We start from the raw sequence: 23065 nt of genomic DNA, 5'->3' as shown, positions 1-23065 counted from the left end.
ATGAGCCTTATGCCCGTTGCCGAAGCGCTGGCCCATCTACTGGATGGCGTGACACCGCGTCCTACCGAATGGGTCGCTCTGGCAGACGCCAACGGACGGATCCTGAGCGAGGATATGGCCTCGACCCGGACCCAGCCGCCTTTTGCCGCATCGGCAATGGACGGTTATGCCGTTCGGCATGCCGATCTGGCCGAAATCCCTGCCCGTTTGAAGGTTATCGGCGAAGCGCCGGCCGGTCATGGCTTTGCCGGCTGCATCGGCGACGGCGAGACCGTACGGATCTTTACCGGCGCGCCGGTGCCGGAAGGCGCCGATACGATCCTGATCCAGGAAGATACGACCCGTGACGGCGACACTGTTACGGCGCTCGAATGCCCGGCGTTCGGCGCCTTCGTGCGGCCGGCCGGTCTCGACTTTATGGAAGGCGAAGTGCTTCTGAGGGCGCAGCGCAAACTCGGTTATCGCGACCTCGCCCTTGCCGCCGCCATGAACCACGCCCGGCTGCCGGTCCATAAAAAGCCGGTGGTCGCCATCCTGGCGACCGGAGACGAACTGGTGCAGCCTGGAACAGAACCCGGCCCGGATCAGATCATCGCTTCCAACCATCTCGGCATTTCCGCGCTCGTCGAGGACTGCGGCGGCGTGCCTCTGGATCTCGGCATCTCTCCGGACGATTCCATTGCCATGGCCGGCCACGTCCGCCAGGCAATCGAGGCACAGGCGGATATTCTGGTCACCCTGGGAGGGGCTTCGGTCGGCGACCATGACCTGGTTCAGGATGTGCTCGGTGCCGAAGGCATGGATCTCGCCTTCTGGCGGATCGCCATGCGCCCTGGCAAACCGCTCATGGCCGGTCATCTTGGCGCGACCAAGGTGCTCGGGCTCCCCGGCAATCCGGTTTCAAGCCTCGTCTGCGGGCTGCTGTTCCTGAAACCGCTGCTCGCTGCCATGCTGGGTCAGGAACAGGCGGCGACGCAGGAAAGTCAGGCTATCCTCGGGGCAGATATCGGCGAGAACGACCGGAGGCAGGACTATGTCCGTGCGGAGTTGTCTCAAGGCCCCGATGGCAAATTGATCGCCACGCCCTTCGGCAAACAGGACAGTTCCATGCTGGCCCTGCTCGCCCGGTCCGGGGCCCTGATCGTCCGACCGCCCCATGCCCCTGCCCTCAAGGCCGGCGCAAGCGTACCGATTGTCCGGCTCTGAAACGCAGTTTGTTTCCGTTTGTCAGTGTTCGCGCATGGCGTGCGCGATCTGATCGGAAACCGGTTTGATGAGATAGCTCAGAACGGTCCGCTCCTGCGTCTTCATGAAGACTTCCACCGGCATCCCTGGCACAAGAACGCTCCCTTCCAGGCGGGCCAGTTCGTCGTCCTCAATGGTAAGACGCGCGGTATAGTATCCAGCGCCTGTACGCTGATCCATCGTCAGGTCCGCAGATACGGTCAGCAATATCGCCTTCAGTTCGGGCGTGGTCCGACGATCGAAACTCGGGAAACGGACAATGGCCTCCTGGCCCGGCGTCAGCTCGTCGATATCCACCGGCTTGACCTTCGCTTCTATGACAAGCCTGTCGGCGCGGGGAACGATCGACATCAGGATTTCACCCGGCGTCACGACACCGCCGATCGTGTGGACAGCCAACTCATGAACATAGCCGTTCTGCGGGGACCTGATATCGATCCGGGTCAACTTGTCTTCAGCGGCGATCTTCTGTTCCTCAAGCTGAGCAATCTGCGAGCGGGTTTCATGGAGGTTCTCCAGAAGCTCCGCCCGATAGCTCTCTTCGATCTGCAGGATCTGTATCTTTCGTTCGCTGATCCCTTCCTGGATCCGGGCGATCTCGGACAGGAATGACCCGTATTGCCCCTGCAACCGCGCCCGTTCGCGGCGTTGCGCCGACACGCGGCTCTTTGAGACCAGCTGTTTTTTGAGCAGGGCGTCCAGATCGGCGAGTTCCTCGTCGATCAGCTTTATCTCCGCTACCTTGGCTTCGAGTTGGGCCTGCAGTCCTTCCGCCTGCTTGTTGAACTGCCGGATCTGTTCCAGCAGTTGGTCCTTTCTTCCTGCATTGCTGGCCTGACGGGCTTCCAACAGCAGTTGCTGACCGCGTTTGATATCGTCCGGAATGGCGTCATCGGAAAATGCGATCCGTTGCCTGCCGTCCCGCTCCGCCCGAAGCCGGGCCTCTTGGGCCTTCAATTCGCCCAGTTGCTTTGTGATCGCAGAGAGGTTTGCACGCGTTACGGTATCATCGAGCCGGATGAGCAGGTCCCCGGCGGATACCACATCGTCGTCCCTGACCATGATCTCCTTGACGATCCCGCCTTCCCGGTGCTGAACGTGTTTGACGTTGCTCTGCACCACGACGGTCGCCGGTGTAACCACCGCTCCGGAGATCTCCGCAAAGGCAGCCCACCCGCCAATGCCTCCGACCACGACCAGGGCCGCAAAGGCGGCAATCAGCAGATGGCGCCGGATGGCGCGCCGTAGCACCTCATCGGAATTCCGCCTGCCTGTCTGTTTGCTTCTATCGGGCATGGTCACCTCTGCAGTCTCGCAGCCGGGACCGGCTGAACGACCTTCTTCAGGACTTCGTCCTTCGGCCCGAAGGCCGTCATCCGGCCTTCCTGCAGGCACAGGATCCTGTCGACGGTCGCGATGGCGCTCGGCCGATGTGCGATCACGACAACGATGGACTTGCGTTCCCGCATCGTCTTGATGGCATTGACGAGCGCGGCCTCTCCCTCCGCATCCAGATTGGAATTGGGTTCGTCCAGAACGATCAGGAAGGGATTGCCGTAAAGCGCTCTCGCCAGGGCGATCCTCTGGCGCTGGCCGGCGGAAAGGTTGCGCCCGGACCGGCCGATAACCGTATTATAGCCCTCCGGCAAGGCGACGATCATTTCATGGACACCGGCAAGCGTGGCCGCCTCTATGATAGCGCCGGAAGCCGCATCCTGACGGAACCGGGAGATATTTTCGGCGATCGTCCCGTCGAAGAGTTGCAGATCCTGCGGCAGGTAGCCTATGAATTCGCCACGCTTTGCGGATGTCCACTGACCAAGGTCCGCGCCATCGTAACGTATGTTTCCATTCAGCGCGGGAGCGGCTCCGACCAAAGCGCGCGCAAGGGTCGATTTTCCGGAGCCGGAAGGCCCGATCACGCCGAGACCGTCACCGGCCTGAAGTCTGAAGGACACATTGACGACGAAAGGCAGTCGTTCTCCGAATGGGCCACACGCGACCTGTTCGACTTCGAGGGTCTTGCCGGGCAGCGGTAAATCTAGAATATCCGCGTTCGACGGTGCGGCAGCCAGGACCTCCCGCAGACGGGTGAGTGCCTGACGACTAGCGACGAAACCACGCCAGTGAGCCACGGCCTGTTCAATCGGCGAAAGGGCCCTGGAGGTCATGATCGACGCAGCGATCATGACGCCCGGGGTGATCTCCTGCTTGATCGCCAGCCATGCTCCTACACCGAGGATTGCGGATTGCAGAATGAAGCGGACCGTCTTGATGAGCGTGCCGAAAAAACCGGTTCGGTCGGCGGCTATGCGCTGGGACACCAGATAGGCGTCATTGCGATCCTGCCACCGGTCCGCCAGGGCATCATCCATTCCCATCGCACTGACGACTTCCGCATTGCGTTGGCCGCTTTCGACGTCGGCCGAACGACGCGAAGCTTCCCGGCCGGTATCTGCAACCGGTCCGCGCGACATGGCTTCGTTCAGAATGATGAAAACGACGATCAGCAGCCCGCCACCGAGCGCCACCACGCCCAACAAGGGATGAAACAGGAAAACGATGGCCAGATAGACCGGCAGCCAGGGCATATCGAAAATGGCGCCCGGACCCGGACCCGACAGGAACTGCCGAATGGTATCGAGGTCGGCGACCGGGCGAAGCTGTGCGGCCCTGCGGCCCAACCTGACGGGGAGCATATTGGACATCCGGTACACAAGCCCGGTCAGGCGGACGTCCACCCTTTGCGCGATCCGGGCAAGCGTCCGACTACGCAGCCCGTCGAGAAAGCCGAAAAACAGATACAGCACCAGTGCCAGGATGCCGAGGACAACAAGGGTCGGAACGGATCCGCTGGCGAGCACCCGGTCGTAGACCTGAAGCATGAACAGGGGGCCGGTCAGCATCAGCATATTGATCAGCAGACTGACCAGGGCGATTCCCACAAAGGCCGAGCGAATAGGCGCGAATGCCCGCGTTACGGGGTTTTCAGCGCTTCGGCCTCCCGTCGTACGACCATCGTGATCTTTGACGCCTTGATCCGTTTTCAAATGAAGGCCTCTGGCTGTCTCGTGGAACGAAGAGGCCAATCGGCCCTGCTTCGCGCTAGCATGGTAACGATACGGGCAAAAAGAGAAAAGTTTCCTTATCCCACGTTAGCTTGCAAAGCCTGCCAATTGTAACGACAGGGTGCATCGGAGACATCGGTAAGGTCGGGCGTGGCTAAATTCGGACCATGGAAAAAGCCGCCCGGCGGTCACCGGACGGCTCTTCGGATTGGAGTAATCCATGGCGGCGGACCGAACCCGCCACACTTTATTTTTATCCGGCGGCGGCAACCGCGCGCTTGGCCATGACCGTCACCAGGTTGGCGCGGTAGGCGGCGGAGCCGTGAATGTCGCTCAGGAGATTGTCGGCGGAAACGGAAATTCCCGCGACCGCATCCGGCGACCAGTTGGAGCTGAGGGCACTTTCCATTTCACCGACACGGAAAACACCATCCTGGCCGGCGCCGGTTACGGCCACCTTGACCGAACCATCCGCCCCCTTGGCAACAAACACACCGGCCATGGCATACCGGGATGCCGGGTTCGGGTATTTGGCATAGGCCGATTTCGCGGCGACCGGGAACGAGATCGAGGTGACGATTTCATCGTCTTCCAGCGCCGTTTCGAACATGCCGGTGAAGAAGTCTTCTGCCACCAGTTCGCGCTTGTTGGTCTTTACCGTCGCGCCAAGTGCTATCAGGGCGGACGGATAGTCGGCTGCCGGATCGTTGTTGGCAATCGAGCCACCGATCGTACCCTTGTGGCGGACCGCCGGATCGCCGATCCCGGCGGCAAGGGTCGCAAGGCCCGGGAGTTTGGATTTGACCGCAGCCGAGGATGCAACCTCCGCATGGGTCGTACCGGCACCGATGACGATCGCTCCGCCGGCTTCGCTGATTCCCTGCAGGTCGGCGATTTTCGCCAGATCAATCAGGTCGCTCGGAGCAGCGAGCCTCTGTTTCATGGTCGGCAGCAATGTCTGACCACCGCCGAGATACTTGCCATCTTCGGCAGACGCCATCATGGAAGCGGCATCAGCCACCGAACCGGCGCGATGATAAGTCGTTTCGTACATGTTTTTCTCCCCTTGTCGGCCAAGGTGTCCGGTTGGATGGATTCCAATGCCGGAAATTAAAACCAGATTGCCGGGCCGGGCAAGTTACCCGACCCCGCGTTCAACCCGCTACAATCTATTCGGCAGCCTGACTAAGTCCGGGCTGTGCCGCCAACCAGACCTTTTCCGCCGTGGCCGGCATGGAAAGGCCGTTGTTTCCGATCGCATCGGTAATGGCGTTGATGACCGCCGGCGGTGATCCGATCGCACCGGCCTCACCGCATCCCTTCATGCCGAGCGGGTTGCCCGGGCAGATGGTTTCGGTGGTCAACAGGTTGTAGGACGGCACATCATCGGCTCTCGGCATGGCGTAGTCCATGTAGGAACCGGTGAGGAGCTGACCGCTTTCGTCATAGGCGGCGTTTTCCAACAGCGCCTGGCCGATGCCCTGGGTCAGGCCGCCATGGACCTGCCCTTCGACGATCATCGGATTGATCACCTTGCCGAAGTCGTCGGCGGCCACGAAATTGACGATTTCCGTCTTGCCCGTATCCGGGTCGACTTCCACTTCGCAGGCATAGGTGCCGGCCGGGAACGTGAAGTTGCTCGGATCGTAGAAGGCGCCTTCCTTCAGGCCCGGCTCCATTCCTTCCGGCAGGTTGTGGGCGGTATAGGCGGCAAGGGCCACTTCCGTGAAGCTCAGCTTCTTGTCGGTACCGGCAACCTTCAATTCGCCGCCCTCGATCTGGATGTCGCCTTCGGAGGCCTCCATCAGATGGGCGGCGATCTTTTTCGCCTTGGCCTCGACCTTGTCGAGTGCCTTGACGATAGCAGACATGCCGACTGCGCCGGAACGGGAACCATAGGTGCCCATGCCGAACTGTACCTTGTCCGTATCGCCGTGGACGATAGACACAGCGTCGGTGTCGACACCGAACCGTTCGGAAATCAGCTGCGCGAAGGTTGTTTCGTGTCCCTGGCCATGGCTGTGCGAGCCGGTGAGCACTTCAATCGTGCCGACCGGGTTCACGCGAACTTCCGCAGATTCCCAGAGACCGACACCAGCGCCGAGGGAGCCGACCGCCGCAGACGGAGCGATGCCGCAGGCCTCGATGTAGCAGGACAGGCCCATGCCACGCAGCTTGCCGCGAGAGGCGGCCTCGGCCTTGCGTGCCGGGAAACCGTCATAGTCGATCGCCTTCAGGGCTGCATCGAGCGTGGCGTCATAGTCGCCGGCGTCGTAGCACATGATCACCGGGGTCTGATGGGGGAAGCTGCGAATGAAGTTCTTGCGCCGGAACTCCGCCGGCGACAGTCCGACTTCCCGCGCAGCCGTTTCCATGATGCGTTCCACGAGGAAGGTCGCCTCCGGCCGGCCGGCCCCGCGATAGGCATCCACCGGTGTCGTGTTGGTATAGACCGTCTTCACGTTGCAGTGAATGTTCGGAATGTCGTACTGGCCAGACAGAAGCGTCGCGTAGAGATAGGTCGGGACGGACGACGAGAACAGGGACATATAGGCCCCGAGGTTCGCCACCGTCTTGACCCGGAAACCGGTGATCTTGTTGTTCGCATCGAGAGCCAGTTCGGCTTCCGTCTTGTGATCGCGGCCATGGGCGTCGGTCAGGAAGGCTTCGGCCCGGTCGGAAACCCACTTCACCGGACGACCGACGCGCTTGGAGGCCCAGAGAGCGACGATTTCTTCCGGATAGATGAAGATCTTGGAACCAAAGCCGCCGCCAACGTCGGGCGCGATGACCCGGAGCTTGTGCTCGGGAGCGACATTATAAAAGGCCGACAGAACAAGGCGCGCAACGTGTGGGTTTTGCGATGTGGTGTAGAGCGTGTAGTGCTCTTCCGCCGTGTCGTAGTCGGCAAGGGCTGCCCGCGGTTCCATCGGGTTCGGAACCAGGCGGTTGTTGGTGATGTCCATGCGCGTGACATGGGCTGCACTGTCGAATGCCGCGTTCGTGGCGGCTTCGTCACCGATGTCCCAGTCATAAATCAGGTTACCAGGGGCTTCCGGGTGCAATTGCGGCGCGCCGGGCGCCATGGCAGCGCTCATGCCGACGACGGCTGGCAGTTCTTCATAATCGACGACAACCGCATCGGCCGCATCACGGGCCTGTCCCTGGGTATCTGCAATCACAACAGCGACGGCCTGTCCCGCGAAACGAACCGTTTCCGGCTCAAGTGCGCGCCAGGCACCCATGTTCATCGGCGATCCGTCCTTGGAATGGATCATCCAGCCGCAGATCAGATTGCCGATGCCGTCGCCGACCAGTTGTTCACCGGTGAGGACCGCTTCCACGCCCGGCATGGCAAGCGCGGCGCTGGCATCGATGCCTTTCACCTTCGCGTGCGCATGCGGCGAGCGGACAAAGGCCGCATAGGTCATGCGCGGCAGAACCATATCATCGGTATACCGGCCCTTACCGGTAATGAAGCGCTTGTCTTCTTTCCTGAGGGCGCGTGCCCCGATACCTTGAACTCCCATGGTTTTCCTCCCTGGAAAATCATTCCCGCCTGCTTATCGGATCTTCCGCATGAAACCGTTCCCCTCCTCGGGAACCGGCGACTGCATCTGACTTTTCCGGAACAGGCCTAAAACATGTGAAAAGGACTACTGCCGCAATACGGCAGCACTATCGTCGCGGTTTATTCCGCAGCCGTCTTCATCCCGGCCATCTGGTCGGCGGCCGCTTTGATCGCCTTCACGATGTTGTGGTAACCGGTGCAGCGGCAGATGTTGCCTTCAAGCTCGTGGCGAATGGTCTTTTCGTCCAGATTGGCGCCATGACGCTCGATCATGTCGACTGCGGTCATGATCATGCCCGGTGTACAGAAGCCGCACTGCAGACCATGGTGTTCGCGGAATGCCGCCTGGACAGGATGCAGTTCATCGCCGCTGGCGAGACCTTCGACCGTCAGGACTTCGGAACCGTCCGCCTGGGCGGCGAGCATGGTGCAGGATTTGACGGCCTTTCCGTCCACATGGACAACGCAGGCACCGCACTGCGACGTATCACAGCCGACATGCGTGCCGGTCAGGCCCTGGGATTCCCGGATGAAATGAACGAGCAGCGTCCGGTCTTCCACATCGGCGGACACCGTCTTGCCGTTCAGTCGCATCGTCACTTTCGACATCATTTTTCTCCCTCATTTATCAACCCGGGCCATTGATGCGCCACCCGGGATAAACTTCAAATACTTCCGCCGATCTGGACGGCGGCCTGAAAAATCCGCTCGTCCGATAGGCTTTTTAATCAGCTCATGACCGCAAGGATCACAATGACCGCTGCCAGGGCGATCAGTCCCCAGACGAGCGGACCGCCAAAAGCGCCCTTGCCCGCGGCGACTTCCACCTTTTCCTCCACATCGTGCAGTCTTTCCTCGATGGCATGCTCGGCCTCCTGCACGGCCTTGTAAGCGTCGGAAGGCATGTCCTCGATGGCCTTGGTCTTGGCCTCTTCCATCATGCCCGCATCGAGTTCGTCGTCCGCGGACCCACCGCCGCCGCCGACCTTCTCGGTGAATTTTCCGAAGAATTCGTCAGCCATCTTGCGCGCGGTGGAATCGATCAGCCGGCTGCCGAGCTGGGCGAGCTTGCCGCCGACCTGAGCGCGGGCGGTGTAGGTCAGCACCGTTTCATCGCCGTCCTCGGCCAGGCTCACGTCGGCCGACCCCTTGGCAAAACCGGCAACGCCCCCCTTGCCTTCGCCGGCAATGGTATAGCTTTCCGGCGGGTTGATGTTTTCCAGAGTGACAGCGCCGTTGAACTTGGCTTTCACCGGGCCGATCTTGGAGGTCACCGTGGCAGTCATCTCGGTGGGACTGGTCATTTCCAGCTTTTCGCAGCCCGGAATGCACTCCTTCAGCACTTCAGGATCGTTCAGCGCCGCCCAGACAGTCTCCCGTGATGCCGGTATGCGGTAACTGCCATTCATATCCATGCGACCAATTCCCCTTGTGTTCGTCTGCAGGTCTGTTTTGACAATACACGGTACCGTTTACAAGACATATCGTTATCGTGAATTGTGCATGACGTATCCGCCAACCGAAAGGGTCAGGCGCATCCGCGATTCATCAGGTGTTTCACTTTTGAGACACCTTCAGGACCAGGAGCGCCTCATGCCTGGTTTGATGCCAGGCCGCATCGCTGCATCCGCCGGTACATCGTCGCCCGGCTGATACCGAGATAGCGTGCCGCAGCAGATATGTTGCCATGGCAGCGGGACAAGGCCCTGCGCAATTCGGTTTTCTGAGCGCCCGATCCCGGCTGCCCTGCAGCCATGTCTCCCAGCACGTCGGACAGCGGCAGCGTCCGCTCGATCTGCTCACTGGTCAGACCGTGGAATTTACGGGCCTGCCTAGTGGCACCGATCACGAGATCGTCCTCATCCACCGCCAGCAGGGAAAGACCATTGCGTCCGTTGTTTCCGTCTGCAACGAGGATACGAGCTCTTGGGAATGCAGCTCGAAACAGGTCGTTTTCCATCGTCCGCGCGCTGTCGTTGACGACCGCCCCGAGCACCTGGGCGAAGGACGTTGACATATCACTCCGGCAACTGGACACGTCCAGAACGGCAATCAACTGGCCTTGCGGGTCATGAATCGGAGCGCCCATGCAGCTCATGGCTATGTTGTCGGCGCGGAAATGCTGGTCCTGGTGGATGACCACCGGGCGTTTTTCCGCCAGACAGGTCCCGATCCCGTTTGTGCCTTCCGCGGATTCGCTCCACACGGCGCCCTCGGTCAACCCCCAGCCCTCAAAGCTTTGCCGGTCACCCGCATTGCTCCTGCTATCCAGAATCAAACCGGTGTCGTCGGTGAGCACGACGCAACAGCCGGCCTGACCGGCAATTCGAAAGAGATGTTCGAGACTGGGCCTCGCGATTTCCAGGAGCGCGCCATACTTGTCCCGCGCCTGTCGCAATTCCGCTTCAACGACCCTTTTGGCCGGGCCGCGCTGGCTCGGATCCAGTCCGTGGTAGACCATCGACCGCCGCCAGGATGCCACAACTCCGGACATGGCCGCGGCAATGCTTTCCCGAACCGCCGCTTCGACCAGATCGGCATGGGACCTGGTCAGGTTCGCCGAATGCATCAGCTATTCCTCCCTCAGAGGCAGGCTTTTACCTGCTCTTTGGCCCAACTCGACCAAAACAAGGAGGACTTGTCAAAACCTTTCGCACGAACCAACCCGGATCAGTTATGCCCCGACCCCATCAGTTGCGATAAACGAACCTCCCCGATCAGGCCACCAGCTCGATCGCCTTCTGGCCTGCTGCGGTGGTCTTGAGCCAATCTGCTGTCACCTCAGCATCGCGCAATTTCGGTTTTGATGCAGGCTCGCTGTCACCGGTCGCGGTTGTTTTCAGCATATAGCCGATATAGCGAGTGGATTCGATCGGATCCTCACCGAGGCGTATGCGCAGCTTCTTGCGGAGTTTGGATATGTGGCTCTCGACGACGCACTCGTCGACGCCTTCATTCATCATGCCGTAGACGGCATTGAAAATTTGGGTCTTGGTGACCCGACGCCCCTTGTTTCGGACAAGATACTCAAGGATACGACGTTCCCGACGCGGCAATTCCATCACGTCGCCACCGACTTCCGGGTCCCGTCCGTCGAAGAAAACCTGGATCGGACCGGCATCGACAGACTTGCTCTCGGTCGTCCGGCGTCGACGGTAGGCACCAACCCTTGCCAGTATTTCCTTCACATGGACCGGTTTGCGCAGGACGTCATCGACTTCCACGGCAAACAAATCGAGCGTCCGTTCCAGGTTGGGATTGTCTTCCAGGGCTATGATCTGGGCTTCATTGCAGCGACTGCGGATCTGCGCGGGAAAAGACAAACGGTCTTCGCTCGCTCCAAGCAGGACAGCTTCGATCGATTGCAAATCGCTTTCCGGTGCAATGTTCAGCCAATCAACAAGTTCCGAAGAATGTAATTCCAAAGATGCATAGCCTTCTCGTTCGAAAGCCGATGCGTATCCCGCAGTCACAATTTCCCTGTCATCAACAATTACAAACATTAGCCCACTCCGCATTTAACACGTTAAATAGAGTGGTATTTTATTGCTGAATGATGATCAATGTTTCGAAGTGTAAACAAACCTGAAATTGAATACTAGAGTCGCCAAATGTCTATTTTTCGCCACAACATCATAATAAAATCAGAATTTATAAATAAGAAAATTCGCCGCAAATAGAACTTAAAATTCGTTTATTATTTTAATGACTTCCAATTCTTCGAGAAGTATAACATCACTCGTAAAATTTTCCAGAAAATTATTGGTATTTTAATTAGCCCGAACAGCATCAACGCACCGACGCGAGCTGGATCGAATATCCAGACCCGGGCAGCGTATAAAGCATCGCTGGTTCTGAAAGGTCACACCGATAATGCGCGCGCCAGATCGGTAAACGGGTCACTGGCTTCAGCCGGCTTTGCAGACTGGCGCAGCGCTTCATAGATTTTCGGCACGAGTTCACAGGCTTTGTCGAGGCTTTCATCCAAGCCGGATTGATAACCGCCCATGAGCCTGAGATCCCGTGTTTCCTCAAACCGCGCAATCATCCCCTTCAACCTGAGAATGAGTTCGCGCTGGTCGTCGGTCCACGCCCGCTGGGATAACCGGGAAGTCGACTTCAGGATATCCACGGGCGGATAACGTCCCGCTTCGGCGATCCCCCTGTCCAGAATGACGTGGCCGTCCAGAAGGCCGCGCAGATTGTCCGCAACCGGGTCATTATGATCGTCACCATCAACGAGTACCGAAAAGATGCCCGTGATCGTCCCCTCGCCTTCCGCGCCCGGTCCCGCCCGCTCCAGCAATTTGGCAAGGTCGGAAAAGACACTCGGTGTATAGCCGCGCGAAACCGGCGGCTCTCCAGCCGCCATAGCGACATCACGCGCGGCATGGGCGAAGCGGGTTGCGGAATCCACGATCAGGAGAACGGAATGGCCCAGCCCCCGGAAATACTCGGCAACACTCATGGCAGTCTTGGGTGCAAGCCGGCGCATCATCGGGCTTTCATCCCCGGTCGCGGCCACGACGACAGAATTTTCCAGCGTATCGCCGAGCACATCGTCGATGAATTCGCGCACTTCGCGTCCGCGTTCGCCGACAAGACCGACCACGACCGTATCGAATTCTCCAAAGCCTGCGAGCATTCCGAGCAACGTCGATTTTCCGACACCGGATCCGGCAAAAATGCCGATCCTCTGACCGACGCAGAGCGGCGTGAACAGGTCGATCACTTTCACTCCGGTCCGGACCGGTTTGTTGACCCGCGCCCTTTCCATTGCCTGGGGCGGGTCCCTGTCGAGGAGAAATCCGGCGGGACCGGTCTTGAGGGGGCCGCGATTGTCTATGGGTTTGCCGAGCGCGTTCACGACCCTGCCTTTCCAGGTCGGATCCGGATGGACTGCGAGCCCGCCCATGCGCCAGGCCGTTGCGCCGATACCGATGTCACTTGACCGTTCGAACGGTTTGACCACGACATCCCGTTCGTCGAGCAGGATAATTTCACCCTGCAGAATCCGATCCTGACCTTCAATGAGAACGAGATCCCCAAGGCACACCGACCTGGACAACCCGGACACCCGTATGGCTCCGGTCGATACCTGTGTCACATGCCCGCCGATTTTGACCGCTCCGAATTCCTTTTCCGCAGTCGAAAGCGAAACGGCGACCCGCTCAAGCCGATTCATCATTGGCACGTGCCAGATACCTCTCCTGGAGCGCTTTCAGGACATCGACCGGAAGATGGTTGTCCTTGTGAGCCGCGATTTTTTCCAAACCCGCCTCGGGTGACACCGCTTGTGGGTCTTTCCGCGCTTCCGGCTCCCTTGCCGGCGCCACTTTCGGTTCGGGTGCCATGCCGGTCATCAGAGCGGTCAGATCGAATGGCTGTCCATTGCCAGGCCCCGTGACCCGGGCGACTTCCGCGCCGAGAACCTCGCCGCCTGCCGATGACGCGACCTCGCTTGCCGGCTTGAAGACCGTTACGGGCTTTTCCTGCGGAACCGGTATGGCCGCCGTTTCGGGATTGGATTCCGCGCCTTTCGGCTCACCGGCAATTGCGGATGATGCTATGGAATAGCCGGTCATGACGCTGAAACCGATCGGTCCGCCGAGCGCCAGGCCGTAAAGGGCATTGCCCGAATAGCGCGCTCCATCGGAAATCTCGTCACCGGTCATCGCCCGGTAGAGTTCCGAAACGCCCGGGATATGTTGGAGCGGATTGATTACGTCCAGAAAATCCTTGAAGCCGAATCCTTGCGCCTTATCGGCCGCGGAGGTAGCGACCGTTGGTTTCGGCCTCGGGATATGCGTTATCCCGGTCGGATTCGACGGCTCTACGGAAACGGGTGCGACCCAGGTCATGACGTTTCTCCCAGTTCCCGAATTGCGGTTCTCTGGGTGTCGTTGCTTTGATCGATCATCGCCGTCGCGCCCTCGAAGGCGCGGGTGATCATGATCATCTTTGTCATTTCCCGAATAGGATTGATGTTCGCTCCTTCGACATAGCCCTGCCGTATTCCGTCCGTGCTGAACTCCTGCACCGGGATCGCCGGCTTGTCGGGGATGACACCGGAATTGTCGCGGCGGGACAACTTGGCGTCCGCGGCGAACTGGAACAGGCCGATGGTTCCAAGCACGTCCTCACCCTGCGTAATTTCGCCGTTCTGGGAAATGTTCGGCGGGCCGCCTTCCGGATCGATGATGACCGGCAGGCCGCCTGCATCCAGAACCTCATGGCCGTTAAGAGTTCTCAACACGCCATCTGTTCCCATCTGCATTCGGCCGTCACGGGTATAGACCACGCCGGCCGGCGTCTGGATTGCCAGGAAGGCTTCGCCCTCAACGGCAATATCCAGCGGATTGTCCGTCTTGTTCAGGCTGCCGACCTGACGCGATATGAACACTTCTCCGCCGCTGGCAAAGCTGACCTTGTCCGGTCCGGCCTTGTCCAGGATCTCCTTGAACTTGACCTCGTCGGCCCGGTACCCGGCCGTGTTCATATTGGCGACGTTGCGCGATACGGTTTCAAGCCGTTTCGACAAGGCAACCTGAGCGGACAGTGCCACATAAAGAGCCGATTGCATGGGGTCAGGACCCTCCGAGTTTGAGATTCTGGATGCTGGCCAGCAGGTTTTCGCCGAAACTGACGACCGAAGGCGCGCCGCCGGATACGAGCAGGTTCGGGACCGGTTGAAGGTTCTGGCCGGTTTTCAGATCGTAGAGCGTGGAAAAACGTTCAAGAAAATCGTTCAGGTACTCCGGGTCCTGAAGCTTCTCGATATCGATATGGTCTTCGATATAGGCCGCCTGCTTCCCCAGATCCGACATGGCGAATTCGTTGGGCAGACCAAGGGCCGTGTAGACGGTTTCGGCAAGCGCCTTGTCGGCCAGGATGTCGTAGGCGGAACCGATGTCTTCCGCCTTGCGTGCGAAGTAAAGCGCAAGGCGGACGCCTTCGTTCGACGCTCCCTCCTTCTCCTCCAGCGTCTGGCGCACATAGGCTTCGGTGACGCCTTCCTGAGCACGGGAAAAGATGGTCGCCGTCTCGCCGTAACGATCGAAATTGAAAGTCTCGGCAAATTGCCGGTAGCGGTCGTCGGTCAACTGATTGGCGAAAGAGGAACGATCGTCGATGCCTTCTTCCAGAACCTTGCGCATGAAGGCCTTGGCATAGGTCATGTCTTCCAGGCCGAACGCCTTCATCGCATAGGCATAGATCCGATCGTTACCGAGAAAGTCGTCGATCGATTTAATGGAGTCGATGTTTTCCAGATAGTACTCGGTATTACGTTCGACCATGGGGTCGGCGGTAACGTTCTTCAGCGACCTGGTCAGGTCGGATGTAACCATCTGGTATTGAAGCAGCGTGCTGATCATGGCGGTCTTCTTTCGCTCATTCACTTGCGAGGAAGAACCTTTGCGCGCGGAGCTTACGCCAGGCTGTTCGCGCCATCGGCATTTCCGGCGCCAGCTTCAGGCAAGTCTCGTTTTCTAGTGTCCCGTCATCGAAGCCTCACATGCACCATCAAGGAGCTGCTCGGTGACTATTTTGTTGGGCCTGATCATTGCAGGCGTATCTCTGATCGGCGGGTTCGCCGCCCTCGGCGGCAAGGTGTCGGTTCTCTGGCAACCCTGGGAATTCGTCATCATCGTCGGCGTCGCAATCGGCACCTATATTGTCGGCAATCCCATGAAGTCGATTCTCGACACGATGACCGCAACCGGCGACGCGGTTCGCAATGCGGTGCCCAAGAAACGCGATTATCTCGATGTGCTCGCTCTTCTATACGGTCTCATGCGCGAATTGCGGGCCAAAGGCCGCAACGAGGTCGAACCCCATATCGAAGAGCCGTTCAATTCGGCGATCTTCCAGAATTTTCCTTCGGTGCTGCGTAACGAGAGCCTGACGACCTTCATCTGTGACTATTTCCGGTTGATCATCGTCGGCAACGCCCGGGCCCATGAAATCGAGGCGCTGGTCGATGAGGAGCTTCACACCATTCACCGGGACCAGATGAAGCCCTATCAGGCCATGAGCGCCCTGGCGGAAGCGCTCCCCGCGATCGGGATCATTGCCGCCGTGCTCGGTGTCATCAAGGCCATGGGTGCCATCGATCAGTCGCCGCAGCTGCTCGGCTCGCTCATCGGCGCGGCCCTCGTGGGGACCTTTCTCGGAATTCTACTGTCCTACGCCCTGGTCGCGCCGCTGGCGAGCAAGATCAAGGGCGTCCGCGAATCCCGGCTGCGCCCCTATATCGTCGTCAAGCAGACCCTGCTTGCCTTCATGAACGGCGCGGCACCCCAGATCGCCCTGGAACACGGTCGCAAGACGATTTCCGATACGGATCGTCCGACGATCGACGAAGTGGAAAGCGAAACGCTCAGCGCCAGCACGCCGGTTTCGGAAAACGTGCAGGAAATGCGTCAGAAGGGAGCCGCCTAAATCATGATGGAGGCTCATACCGTCCAAATGGACGCAACCAGTTCCGAACGCGCCATGATCACCGACCGGTTGCTCGATGCCGCCGGGATCTCGGTCGACCGCCTGCCCATGCTGCCCGTGGTCTTCGACCGGATGGCACGGGTCATGGCCGACGCCATGCGCCAGAAGTCCGCCTCTCCGTCCTACGTGTCGGTGAGCTGCATCGAAAACGACCGGATCGGCGATGTTCTGGACGAATTCGAAGCCAACGCCCTGGTCGCTGTCCTTTATTCCCCGGAATGGGATTCCCGGGTGCTGGTCGGTTTCGACCGGGACTTCATCTTCACCATGGTCGATGTCCTGTTCGGAGCCGATGGCACCGAACCGCCGATCGACGAGGAACGGTCCTTTTCCAACATCGAGACGCGGATCGCGCGGACGGTGTTCGAGGTTGCGGCCAAGGCTCTGGAGGAATCCTTCAAGCCGATCGCCGAAACGACGCTGAAGATCGAGCGGATCGAAAGCCGGATGGATTTCGCGGTGGTCGGCCGCCGCAACAATCCGGCTGTCGTCGCCCGCCTGCTGCTGCAGGCGATCGGACGCGGCGGTGAAGTCTTCGTCGTCATGCCGCATTCCACGCTGAACCCTTTGCGCCAGGGCCTGTCCCAGGTGCTTTCCGGCGAGATGTCGACCCGCGACAAGAAATGGACCCAGCACTTCCACAGCGAAATCCAACGGACCGAGGTGAAGCTGCAGGCCATTCTGGAAGAACGGCAACTGACCCTTGCCGAAATCTGCAACCTGGAAATCGGGCAGGTCATTGAACTTCAGGCAACCGCGCGCACGCCGGTCACCCTGAAGTGCAATCGCCAGCCGATCTTCACCTGTCAGCTCGGTCAGCTCGACGGTTCCTACACCCTCAAGGTCGAAGACCTGATCCATGAAGAAAAGGATCTAATCGATGATCTCCGCTCTCGTTGACGGCGTGCTTCTGCTCGCCCTGGTCATTACGACCTGGAAAATGGTTGCCATGTATCGCGAGCTGAAACGGCTCGGCTCCTATCACATGGACTATCAGCGCATTTTCGATCAGACCGCGCTCGCCCTCGATGGGATCGAGGTCTCGATCCAGGAACTGAATGTCCGCGGAGCACAGGTGCTGAATGCCCTGGGCAGCCGCATGGACGATGCCCGCGAGCTGGTCGCCGAAATCGACGGCCTGACCCGTGAGGCAAAAAGGCAGCAATCCGTCCTGCGCGCGGAATTGAAGGAACTGTCCAAGGCGACCGCCATGATGGCCAAGCGAAAGCCCGATGACGGCGCCGATTACAGCGGAAATGCGAAGGCGGAAAAACACCTGCCCCATCCCTTGCTGGCTTCCGCGCCGCGACCCGAAACCGCCGGCGTAGCCGCACCCAGAGCGACACGCATCCACCGGATCGACGACACGTTCGGCAGCCCGTTTCGCTCCGTCTCCATGTCTCAGAAGGATGACCTGTGATGAATGAAACCACGATTGAACACGACGTGACCGAAAAGGACAACGGCGTGCATACCGCCAAGCCCGCCAATTTCGCCAAGGTTGAGGCACCGGAAGGACCGGGTGGCAAGGCCGACACCGAACTGATGGGCGACGACCGTAACCTGGATACGATCCTCGGGATCCCGGTCGACATCCAGGTGGTTCTCGGATCGGCGACGATGCTGGTTTCCAACCTGCTCAAACTCGGCCGCGGCGCTGTCATTCCCCTGAACCACCGTGTCGGCGAACCGATCGACATCGTCGTCAACGGCCGTGTGATTGCCCGGGGCGAAGTGGTGGTGGTCGAAGACGACAACTCCCGTTTCGGTGTGTCCCTGACCGAAATCATCAGTTCCCAAACCGGCGCGCTGGAAGCCTGAGAACGGACAATATGCGATGAATGCCACTGCAACGATACCGGCAACACTGCCTGCCAAACCACTGAATGGCGTAGAACGAGTAGCCGCAATTCTGCTGTCGCTCGGCAAGGAAAGTTCGTCGAGGCTGCTGCGGCATTTCGATCAGGAAGAAATAAGGATGATCACGGTGACGGCCGCACAGCTCGGCACCGTGGCCTCCGAAGAGCTGGACAAGCTTGCAGAGCAATTCATCGAGCAGTTTTCCAACGGTCCGACGCTTTACGGGTCGGCCAACGAAGTGGAGAAACTGCTTGAAGGCGTTCTATCGGAAGACCAGCTATCCGATATCATGTCGGATGTTCTGGGCAATTCGAACCGGAATATCTGGGACCGGCTGGCGACGGTTTCCGAAACGGTCTTCGCCAACTACCTGGCAAAGGAACACCCGCAGACCGCAGCGCTCATCCTGACCAAGATCAGGCCCGCAGCGGCGGCAAAGGTCCTCGGACAGATTTCCGCGCCGATGCGCAATCAGCTGGTCAGGCGCATGCTTTCCATCAAGGCGGTGGTTCCCGAAATCATGCGCGAAGTCGAAAAGACCATGCATGAGGACTTCATGATGAACCTTTCCGGCACTCTTGAAGCGGATTCCTATGCCCGCATGGCGGACATCCTGAACAAGATGGACCGCGATCACATGGAAGACGCGCTGGACAACCTCAACGAGGTCCGCCCGAAAACCGCGGAAATGCTCAAGGGCCTCCTGTTCACCTTCGATGACATCATCAATCTCAATGCGCGGACGCGCATGGCGATTTTCGATCAGATCCCGACGGACCGGATTGTGATGGCCCTGAAGGGCACGGATCCGGGTTTCCGCGAAGTCATTCTATCCTCGCTTACGTCGCGTTCGCGCAGGATCGCGGAGCATGAACTGGCCGGCGGCGAACCTGCGGCCCAACGCGACGTTCTCGAAGCACGCAGCTTTATCACCAATCTCGCGCTTGAAATGGCCGGACGCGGCGAAATCGACCTCAATCCAAAGCAGGATGAAGGCGCCTATTTCGCATAGGTCCGCACCCGATAGCTGAAGGCGGAAACGGGACAGCCCCTTAATGGCCGACGATAGCGACAAGGACTCAAAAACAGAGGAGCCGACAGAGAAGAAAATCCAGGACGCCATCGAGAAGGGCAATATTCCGACATCCAAGGAAGCGCCCATCCTGGCATCGTTTCTGGCCGCATTGCTGATCGGAGCCTTCATCATAACCGCCGATACAGGGAAGTTGAGGTCAGCCCTCATGCACCTGATCGACAACGCGGGAGGATTCAAACTTGGAAACGGTGCCGATGCCATTCTGCTTACCCATGCGCTCGCGATGGAAACCATGCGGTTTCTCGCCCCGATCATCGGAACGCTCACCCTTGCCGGGCTCGCGGCGGCTTTTCTTCAGAACAAGCCACGTATCGTCGGGCATCGGATCAAACCGGACCCGTCACGCATCTCGCTGGCAAAAGGCTGGAGCCGGATTTTCGGCATGCAGGGCGTTGTCGAATTTCTCAAGGCCGCGTTCAAATTCTCGACCGTCAGCATCGTGGCCCTTCTTCAGTTCAGGGCCGGTCTGCCGAGCTTGCTGAATTCCATGTTTACCGACCCGAGTGCCCTTCCCGAAGTCATCCTTCAGCTGTCCATGAAACTGGTCGGCGGCGTCTGTATCGTCACGATCCTGCTGGTGGCTGTCGATATCGTCTGGTCCCGCTTCAGCTGGCGCAAGAACCTGCGCATGAGCAAGCAGGAGATCAAGGACGAGTACAAGCAGATGGAGGGCGACCCGATCGTAAAGGCCCGGCAGCGGTCGCTTGCCCGTGATCGGGCACGCAACCGGATGATGAACGCCGTCCCCGGCGCGACACTTGTCGTTGCAAACCCGACCCACTTTGCGGTGGCCTTGCGTTACGACACTGAACAATCCGCCGCTCCGGTCGTGGTCGCCAAGGGGCAGGACCTGATCGCCTTGAAGATCCGACAAATCGCGGAAGAAAACCAGGTACCGGTCATAGAAGACCGCGAACTCGCCCGTTCGCTTTACGCGAGCACGGAAATCGACCGAATGATTCCTCCGGAATTCTATCGCGCTGTTGCGGAAATCATCTGCTATGTATACTCACGCCGTGCAGGATAGTGATATCAAGCAGTTGGACATTCTATCGCATCAGGAAAAATGCGCGATGCAGGATCATTCGGGTGGGAACGGCAAGGCCGCCGCGACTACGACCGCCGATGAACAGCGCAAGGAAGCTCTCGCGCTGGCCTTGAAGGGTTTTACCAGCGAAATGAAGCTGGTCGATGTGGTCGATCTGGTGGCATTTGTCCGCACCGAACAGCACGGCAACATCGCCGACCTGGTCAGATCTTCGGCCGAGCTCTATTTCAAGGATGATACGCTGCGTTATGGCATGGCCGCCGGAGTCGACCTGGACTGGGACCGGCCGCCGACAATCAGCCTGGACCTGGAATTCTACCACAAGGGTGTGTGGGTCTATTTCTCGCTGGTTCTGGGCGAACCGGAGAACGCGGTGAACGTCTCCTACATCGAATTCACCAATGCATCGGACGATCCTGCTAAAAATACCCGCCGGCTGCTGGAAGCCCTGGATGATGCACGGGCGGAGCCGAGAGGCCGTACTTCGTGAGCTGCAGCCGGGCATAGGCACGCATGTGCCCCGGCGCGAACCGTTCCACGAAATGCCGTCTTCACCCGCCAAGCTTGACTGATAGACCTGACTGGCTCGGCGAGCTCCGGTTCCCGGCTTGAGGCAGCGCTCTTCCCGACCAATTGCTTCAAACGGCTCTGTGCACCGGTGTCATACAAAAAAGCACCGGAACGTACCGTTCCGGTGCGCGTAAGCGGGTCAGCCTGGATCGGACGGCCGCTGCCTAGTGTGGTGGATTTGAAATACGCCTCATTTCCGCAACAAATACCGATGCGTATTTCAAATCAGAAAACCACACTGGAAACTTATACTTGCTAGTCACCCCTTGGAATCTGAAGTTCGTGCAAAGCGTGCTGAAAAATGAGACGAACTTCAGATTCCGGTGACTAGTGGGTGATAACGTCGGCCCTGGTGAAGTAATTGAATTCCTCGACCAGAACCTCCTTGACCACATCGTCGCCGATGCGGGCATTGACGGCCAGTCTCAAATGTCTGGTCATGCCGTCCAGGTCATAACGTTCCAGGTGTTTGAAATCCAAAGCCTTGTCGGCATAAAGAAGTCGAAACGCTTCATCGACCAGAAACGGATGCGGCGGGACCGACAGGCTGCGCAGAACGTCCGCATCAGCGGTGAACACCAGATTGGCGACCACATAGCCCTGCAACGCCCCGTCTTTCAGGATCGGTACGTTGACCGGCTGCACGGTTTCATAGTCCAAACCGCCGAGCCGGGCCCGCTGGGTCGCCCCCTTGGCCATCTGATCATTGAGCCAGTATTGTGTACCGTAACCGGATGCCACCGTTGCAAGCGGCATCCAGATCCCGACGAAGATCCATTTAATCATGTAGATACTCCGGGAACGGGCGGGCGTAGGTGCCATCTGAATCAGCATCCAGCATGGACTGCGCCACGAGGTCGGCAATTTCCTTCACAGCCGCCAGATGGCGGGACAACAAGAGCAGATTGTCCTTCAGGGCCAGGCGAAGATGTTCCAGCAAGTCCCTGATTTCCTGCCCTAAAGCCGTGGATGGAACCGTTTGTCGGGCGCGGCTCAGATCCAGAAGCGCCTGGCTCTTGCGGTATTCGAAAGTCTTCAGGTCGGTTCCGCCGCCTTCACGCAAGGCCCGCGTTTCCGCTTCGACCACGTTCAGCGCCCTATGTATCGCGGCTTTGAGAATGGCCTCGGCCACAGGACTGGACACGGTCAGGGACACATCCCGGTCAAGCTCTTCCGACATCAGGCTTCAGTCCCCCGCTTCAAGGTATCCTGCATGAGATCCGCAATCCCGATGCCGCCGCTTGCAGCCATCTGATTGGCGACCTGCTCCGCAAGCATGGATTTCCAGATTTCGCCGGTCGCGCCTTTGCCGAAAACATCGCCGGCATCATCCGGCAGCATGGTTTCGACAAACTGGTGCAGAACCAGCGCTTCGAATTTCTCGGCCGGCGACTTGCTGCCGGTCGCTCCCGCAGAACCATTGGCGCGAAACGAGGACGACATGGTGTCGTCGATTGCGGACCGGAAGCCCGACCCATCGGCATAGCCTACCGCTGCCAGCCGCTGCAGCTTTCCCGCCGCAACACTTCGCTCCACCGGGTCGGCAGCGCGAACCACGTCGAGAACCAGATCGGATGGAGGCGCGATAGCCATGAGGACACTCCTGCATTTTGCGTCCCAGCCCTTGAGGGACCGTTGTCTTTCCGAGTGGCGGGGCCGAATGCGCCCTCGCCGTCTCCGTTCATTTCTATCGCCTGGAACTTGCGGCAGCCTTACGCCGATCTTCGCAGATGATGCTCCAGAAGGTCGGTCAGTTCCCGATCTTCCGCCTTGCGCTGCTCATCGCCGCGCATCTTCGCCAGTCGCTGCTCCATCACCTTGAGCATCATCCGCTGGCGGACATATTCGGTCTGAACCTTGTCGCGGGCTTCGGTCAATTCTCCAAGTTCCGCCAGAATGGCCTTCAATCGGTCCGCGGCTCGCGCGATGAAGATATCATGGCGCGCCAGGTCACCGTTGGAGAGTGCGAACAGAATACGCTGTTCCTTGTCGGCAAGCTCTGTGGCCTGCCCGTCGAGTTTTTGAAGAAGCCAGGACGAAAGGACGTGGATCTGCTTCTGCAGTTTGAAGATCCGCTCGATATCGTGGCTGGTGCGTGCCATTTC

The 23065-nt window shown here is 59.3% G+C and carries 24 protein-coding genes; 8 read left to right on the top strand and 16 right to left on the bottom strand.

Annotation, left to right across the window (positions count from 1 at the left end):
* On the top strand, positions 1–1206 hold the full coding sequence (glp, locus tag ACN0SO_RS03585) for a gephyrin-like molybdotransferase Glp (protein WP_417674588.1): 1206 nt from the start codon (positions 1–3) through the stop codon (positions 1204–1206).
* A 21-nt stretch (positions 1207–1227) separates the two neighbouring features.
* Here glp and ACN0SO_RS03580 read toward each other — a convergent pair whose 3' ends face one another.
* The 12 genes from ACN0SO_RS03580 to ACN0SO_RS03525 form a co-directional block, all read right to left on the bottom strand.
* A complete protein-coding gene (locus tag ACN0SO_RS03580; protein WP_417674586.1) occupies positions 1228–2541 on the bottom strand; it encodes an HlyD family type I secretion periplasmic adaptor subunit in 1314 nt (437 codons plus the stop codon).
* Positions 2542–2543: 2 nt separating this feature from the next.
* Positions 2544–4295: a type I secretion system permease/ATPase gene (locus ACN0SO_RS03575; RefSeq protein WP_417674584.1), complete on the bottom strand. Its 1752-nt coding sequence runs from the start codon at positions 4293–4295 to the stop codon at positions 2544–2546.
* 271 nt (positions 4296–4566) lie between these two features.
* A complete protein-coding gene (locus ACN0SO_RS03570; RefSeq protein ID WP_417674582.1) occupies positions 4567–5367 on the bottom strand; it encodes an FAD binding domain-containing protein in 801 nt (266 codons plus the stop codon).
* A 115-nt stretch (positions 5368–5482) separates the two neighbouring features.
* Positions 5483–7843: a xanthine dehydrogenase family protein molybdopterin-binding subunit gene (locus tag ACN0SO_RS03565; RefSeq protein WP_417674580.1), complete on the bottom strand. Its 2361-nt coding sequence runs from the start codon at positions 7841–7843 to the stop codon at positions 5483–5485.
* Positions 7844–8004: 161 nt separating this feature from the next.
* Positions 8005–8493, bottom strand: coding sequence for a (2Fe-2S)-binding protein (locus tag ACN0SO_RS03560; protein ID WP_417674578.1), 489 nt, complete (start codon positions 8491–8493; stop codon positions 8005–8007).
* Between the two features lie 119 nt (positions 8494–8612).
* Positions 8613–9299, bottom strand: coding sequence for an SRPBCC family protein (locus ACN0SO_RS03555; protein WP_417674576.1), 687 nt, complete (start codon positions 9297–9299; stop codon positions 8613–8615).
* A gap of 176 nt (positions 9300–9475) precedes the next feature.
* Positions 9476–10453, bottom strand: a complete 978-nt coding sequence (locus ACN0SO_RS03550; protein WP_417674574.1) for a GAF domain-containing protein — start codon at positions 10451–10453, stop codon at positions 9476–9478.
* 148 nt (positions 10454–10601) lie between these two features.
* Positions 10602–11252 carry a response regulator transcription factor gene (locus ACN0SO_RS03545; RefSeq protein ID WP_417674572.1) on the bottom strand — a complete coding sequence of 217 codons (651 nt, stop codon included), beginning with the start codon at positions 11250–11252 and terminating at the stop codon, positions 10602–10604.
* Between the two features lie 494 nt (positions 11253–11746).
* Positions 11747–13069 (bottom strand): flagellar protein export ATPase FliI, encoded by a 1323-nt coding sequence (gene fliI, locus ACN0SO_RS03540; protein WP_417675040.1) that lies wholly within the window; start codon positions 13067–13069, stop codon positions 11747–11749.
* On the bottom strand, positions 13056–13745 hold the full coding sequence (locus ACN0SO_RS03535; RefSeq protein WP_417674570.1) for a hypothetical protein: 690 nt from the start codon (positions 13743–13745) through the stop codon (positions 13056–13058). Before ACN0SO_RS03535 ends, fliI begins: the two co-directional genes overlap by 14 nt.
* Positions 13742–14467 (bottom strand): flagellar basal-body rod protein FlgF, encoded by a 726-nt coding sequence (gene flgF, locus ACN0SO_RS03530; RefSeq protein ID WP_417674568.1) that lies wholly within the window; start codon positions 14465–14467, stop codon positions 13742–13744. The genes ACN0SO_RS03535 and flgF overlap by 4 nt, the downstream gene beginning before the upstream one ends.
* A gap of 4 nt (positions 14468–14471) precedes the next feature.
* Positions 14472–15260 carry a DUF1217 domain-containing protein gene (locus ACN0SO_RS03525; protein WP_417674566.1) on the bottom strand — a complete coding sequence of 263 codons (789 nt, stop codon included), beginning with the start codon at positions 15258–15260 and terminating at the stop codon, positions 14472–14474.
* 163 nt (positions 15261–15423) lie between these two features.
* On the opposite strand from ACN0SO_RS03525, the gene motA reads away from it, so the two are divergent.
* The 7 genes from motA to ACN0SO_RS03490 all read left to right on the top strand — a co-directional run bounded on the left by motA (position 15424) and on the right by ACN0SO_RS03490 (position 20880).
* Entirely contained in the window at positions 15424–16326 is a 903-nt protein-coding gene (gene motA / locus ACN0SO_RS03520; protein WP_417674564.1) for a flagellar motor stator protein MotA, read from the top strand.
* Positions 16327–16353: 27 nt separating this feature from the next.
* The gene (locus tag ACN0SO_RS03515) at positions 16354–17286 is read left to right on the top strand and encodes a flagellar motor switch protein FliM (protein WP_417674562.1); all 933 of its coding nucleotides are present in this window, start codon (positions 16354–16356) and stop codon (positions 17284–17286) included.
* Positions 17267–17806: a hypothetical protein gene (locus tag ACN0SO_RS03510; protein ID WP_417674560.1), complete on the top strand. Its 540-nt coding sequence runs from the start codon at positions 17267–17269 to the stop codon at positions 17804–17806. The genes ACN0SO_RS03515 and ACN0SO_RS03510 overlap by 20 nt, the downstream gene beginning before the upstream one ends.
* 125 nt (positions 17807–17931) lie before the next feature.
* On the top strand, positions 17932–18207 hold the full coding sequence (fliN, locus tag ACN0SO_RS03505; protein ID WP_209011591.1) for a flagellar motor switch protein FliN: 276 nt from the start codon (positions 17932–17934) through the stop codon (positions 18205–18207).
* Positions 18208–18223: 16 nt separating this feature from the next.
* The gene (locus ACN0SO_RS03500; protein ID WP_417674558.1) at positions 18224–19258 is read left to right on the top strand and encodes a flagellar motor switch protein FliG; all 1035 of its coding nucleotides are present in this window, start codon (positions 18224–18226) and stop codon (positions 19256–19258) included.
* Between the two features lie 43 nt (positions 19259–19301).
* Complete coding sequence (gene flhB, locus ACN0SO_RS03495) at positions 19302–20369, top strand: flagellar biosynthesis protein FlhB (protein ID WP_417674556.1); 1068 nt, start codon at positions 19302–19304, stop codon at positions 20367–20369.
* A 46-nt stretch (positions 20370–20415) separates the two neighbouring features.
* Positions 20416–20880, top strand: coding sequence for a hypothetical protein (locus ACN0SO_RS03490; protein WP_417674554.1), 465 nt, complete (start codon positions 20416–20418; stop codon positions 20878–20880).
* A 407-nt stretch (positions 20881–21287) separates the two neighbouring features.
* On the opposite strand, the gene ACN0SO_RS03485 is transcribed toward ACN0SO_RS03490, so the two are convergent.
* The 4 genes from ACN0SO_RS03485 to ACN0SO_RS03470 all read right to left on the bottom strand — a co-directional run bounded on the left by ACN0SO_RS03485 (position 21288) and on the right by ACN0SO_RS03470 (position 23062).
* The gene (locus tag ACN0SO_RS03485) at positions 21288–21746 is read right to left on the bottom strand and encodes a hypothetical protein (RefSeq protein WP_417674552.1); all 459 of its coding nucleotides are present in this window, start codon (positions 21744–21746) and stop codon (positions 21288–21290) included.
* Entirely contained in the window at positions 21739–22140 is a 402-nt protein-coding gene (locus ACN0SO_RS03480) for a hypothetical protein (RefSeq protein ID WP_417674550.1), read from the bottom strand. The genes ACN0SO_RS03485 and ACN0SO_RS03480 overlap by 8 nt, the downstream gene beginning before the upstream one ends.
* The gene (locus tag ACN0SO_RS03475; RefSeq protein WP_417674548.1) at positions 22140–22553 is read right to left on the bottom strand and encodes a rod-binding protein; all 414 of its coding nucleotides are present in this window, start codon (positions 22551–22553) and stop codon (positions 22140–22142) included. Before ACN0SO_RS03475 ends, ACN0SO_RS03480 begins: the two co-directional genes overlap by 1 nt.
* A 119-nt stretch (positions 22554–22672) precedes the next feature.
* Positions 22673–23062: a flagellar biosynthesis protein R gene (locus ACN0SO_RS03470; protein ID WP_417674546.1), complete on the bottom strand. Its 390-nt coding sequence runs from the start codon at positions 23060–23062 to the stop codon at positions 22673–22675.
* Positions 23063–23065: the final 3 nt, after the last annotated feature.

The organism is Roseibium sp., assembly GCF_048260565.1.
GTDB lineage: Bacteria > Pseudomonadota > Alphaproteobacteria > Rhizobiales > Stappiaceae > Roseibium.
Note: the sequence above shows the minus strand (reverse complement) of the source record. Positions and strands in the feature narration are given on the sequence as shown.

Bases quoted from the DNA above. Each gene is read 5' to 3' on its own strand.
- glp (WP_417674588.1), top strand. From the start codon at position 1: ATGAGCCTTATGCCCGTTGCCGAAGCGCTGGCCCATCTACTGGATGGC.
- ACN0SO_RS03580 (WP_417674586.1), bottom strand. From the start codon at position 2,541: ATGCCCGATAGAAGCAAACAGACAGGCAGGCGGAATTCCGATGAGGTG.
- ACN0SO_RS03570 (WP_417674582.1), bottom strand. From the start codon at position 5,367: ATGTACGAAACGACTTATCATCGCGCCGGTTCGGTGGCTGATGCCGCT.
- ACN0SO_RS03565 (WP_417674580.1), bottom strand. From the start codon at position 7,843: ATGGGAGTTCAAGGTATCGGGGCACGCGCCCTCAGGAAAGAAGACAAG.
- ACN0SO_RS03560 (WP_417674578.1), bottom strand. From the start codon at position 8,493: ATGTCGAAAGTGACGATGCGACTGAACGGCAAGACGGTGTCCGCCGAT.
- ACN0SO_RS03555 (WP_417674576.1), bottom strand. From the start codon at position 9,299: ATGGATATGAATGGCAGTTACCGCATACCGGCATCACGGGAGACTGTC.
- ACN0SO_RS03550 (WP_417674574.1), bottom strand. From the start codon at position 10,453: ATGCATTCGGCGAACCTGACCAGGTCCCATGCCGATCTGGTCGAAGCG.
- fliI (WP_417675040.1), bottom strand. From the start codon at position 13,069: ATGAATCGGCTTGAGCGGGTCGCCGTTTCGCTTTCGACTGCGGAAAAG.
- ACN0SO_RS03535 (WP_417674570.1), bottom strand. From the start codon at position 13,745: ATGACCTGGGTCGCACCCGTTTCCGTAGAGCCGTCGAATCCGACCGGG.
- flgF (WP_417674568.1), bottom strand. From the start codon at position 14,467: ATGCAATCGGCTCTTTATGTGGCACTGTCCGCTCAGGTTGCCTTGTCG.
- ACN0SO_RS03525 (WP_417674566.1), bottom strand. From the start codon at position 15,260: ATGATCAGCACGCTGCTTCAATACCAGATGGTTACATCCGACCTGACC.
- ACN0SO_RS03515 (WP_417674562.1), top strand. From the start codon at position 16,354: ATGGACGCAACCAGTTCCGAACGCGCCATGATCACCGACCGGTTGCTC.
- ACN0SO_RS03510 (WP_417674560.1), top strand. From the start codon at position 17,267: ATGATCTCCGCTCTCGTTGACGGCGTGCTTCTGCTCGCCCTGGTCATT.
- fliN (WP_209011591.1), top strand. From the start codon at position 17,932: ATGGGCGACGACCGTAACCTGGATACGATCCTCGGGATCCCGGTCGAC.
- ACN0SO_RS03500 (WP_417674558.1), top strand. From the start codon at position 18,224: ATGAATGCCACTGCAACGATACCGGCAACACTGCCTGCCAAACCACTG.
- flhB (WP_417674556.1), top strand. From the start codon at position 19,302: ATGGCCGACGATAGCGACAAGGACTCAAAAACAGAGGAGCCGACAGAG.
- ACN0SO_RS03490 (WP_417674554.1), top strand. From the start codon at position 20,416: ATGCAGGATCATTCGGGTGGGAACGGCAAGGCCGCCGCGACTACGACC.
- ACN0SO_RS03485 (WP_417674552.1), bottom strand. From the start codon at position 21,746: ATGATTAAATGGATCTTCGTCGGGATCTGGATGCCGCTTGCAACGGTG.
- ACN0SO_RS03480 (WP_417674550.1), bottom strand. From the start codon at position 22,140: ATGTCGGAAGAGCTTGACCGGGATGTGTCCCTGACCGTGTCCAGTCCT.
- ACN0SO_RS03475 (WP_417674548.1), bottom strand. From the start codon at position 22,553: ATGGCTATCGCGCCTCCATCCGATCTGGTTCTCGACGTGGTTCGCGCT.
- ACN0SO_RS03470 (WP_417674546.1), bottom strand. From the start codon at position 23,062: ATGGCACGCACCAGCCACGATATCGAGCGGATCTTCAAACTGCAGAAG.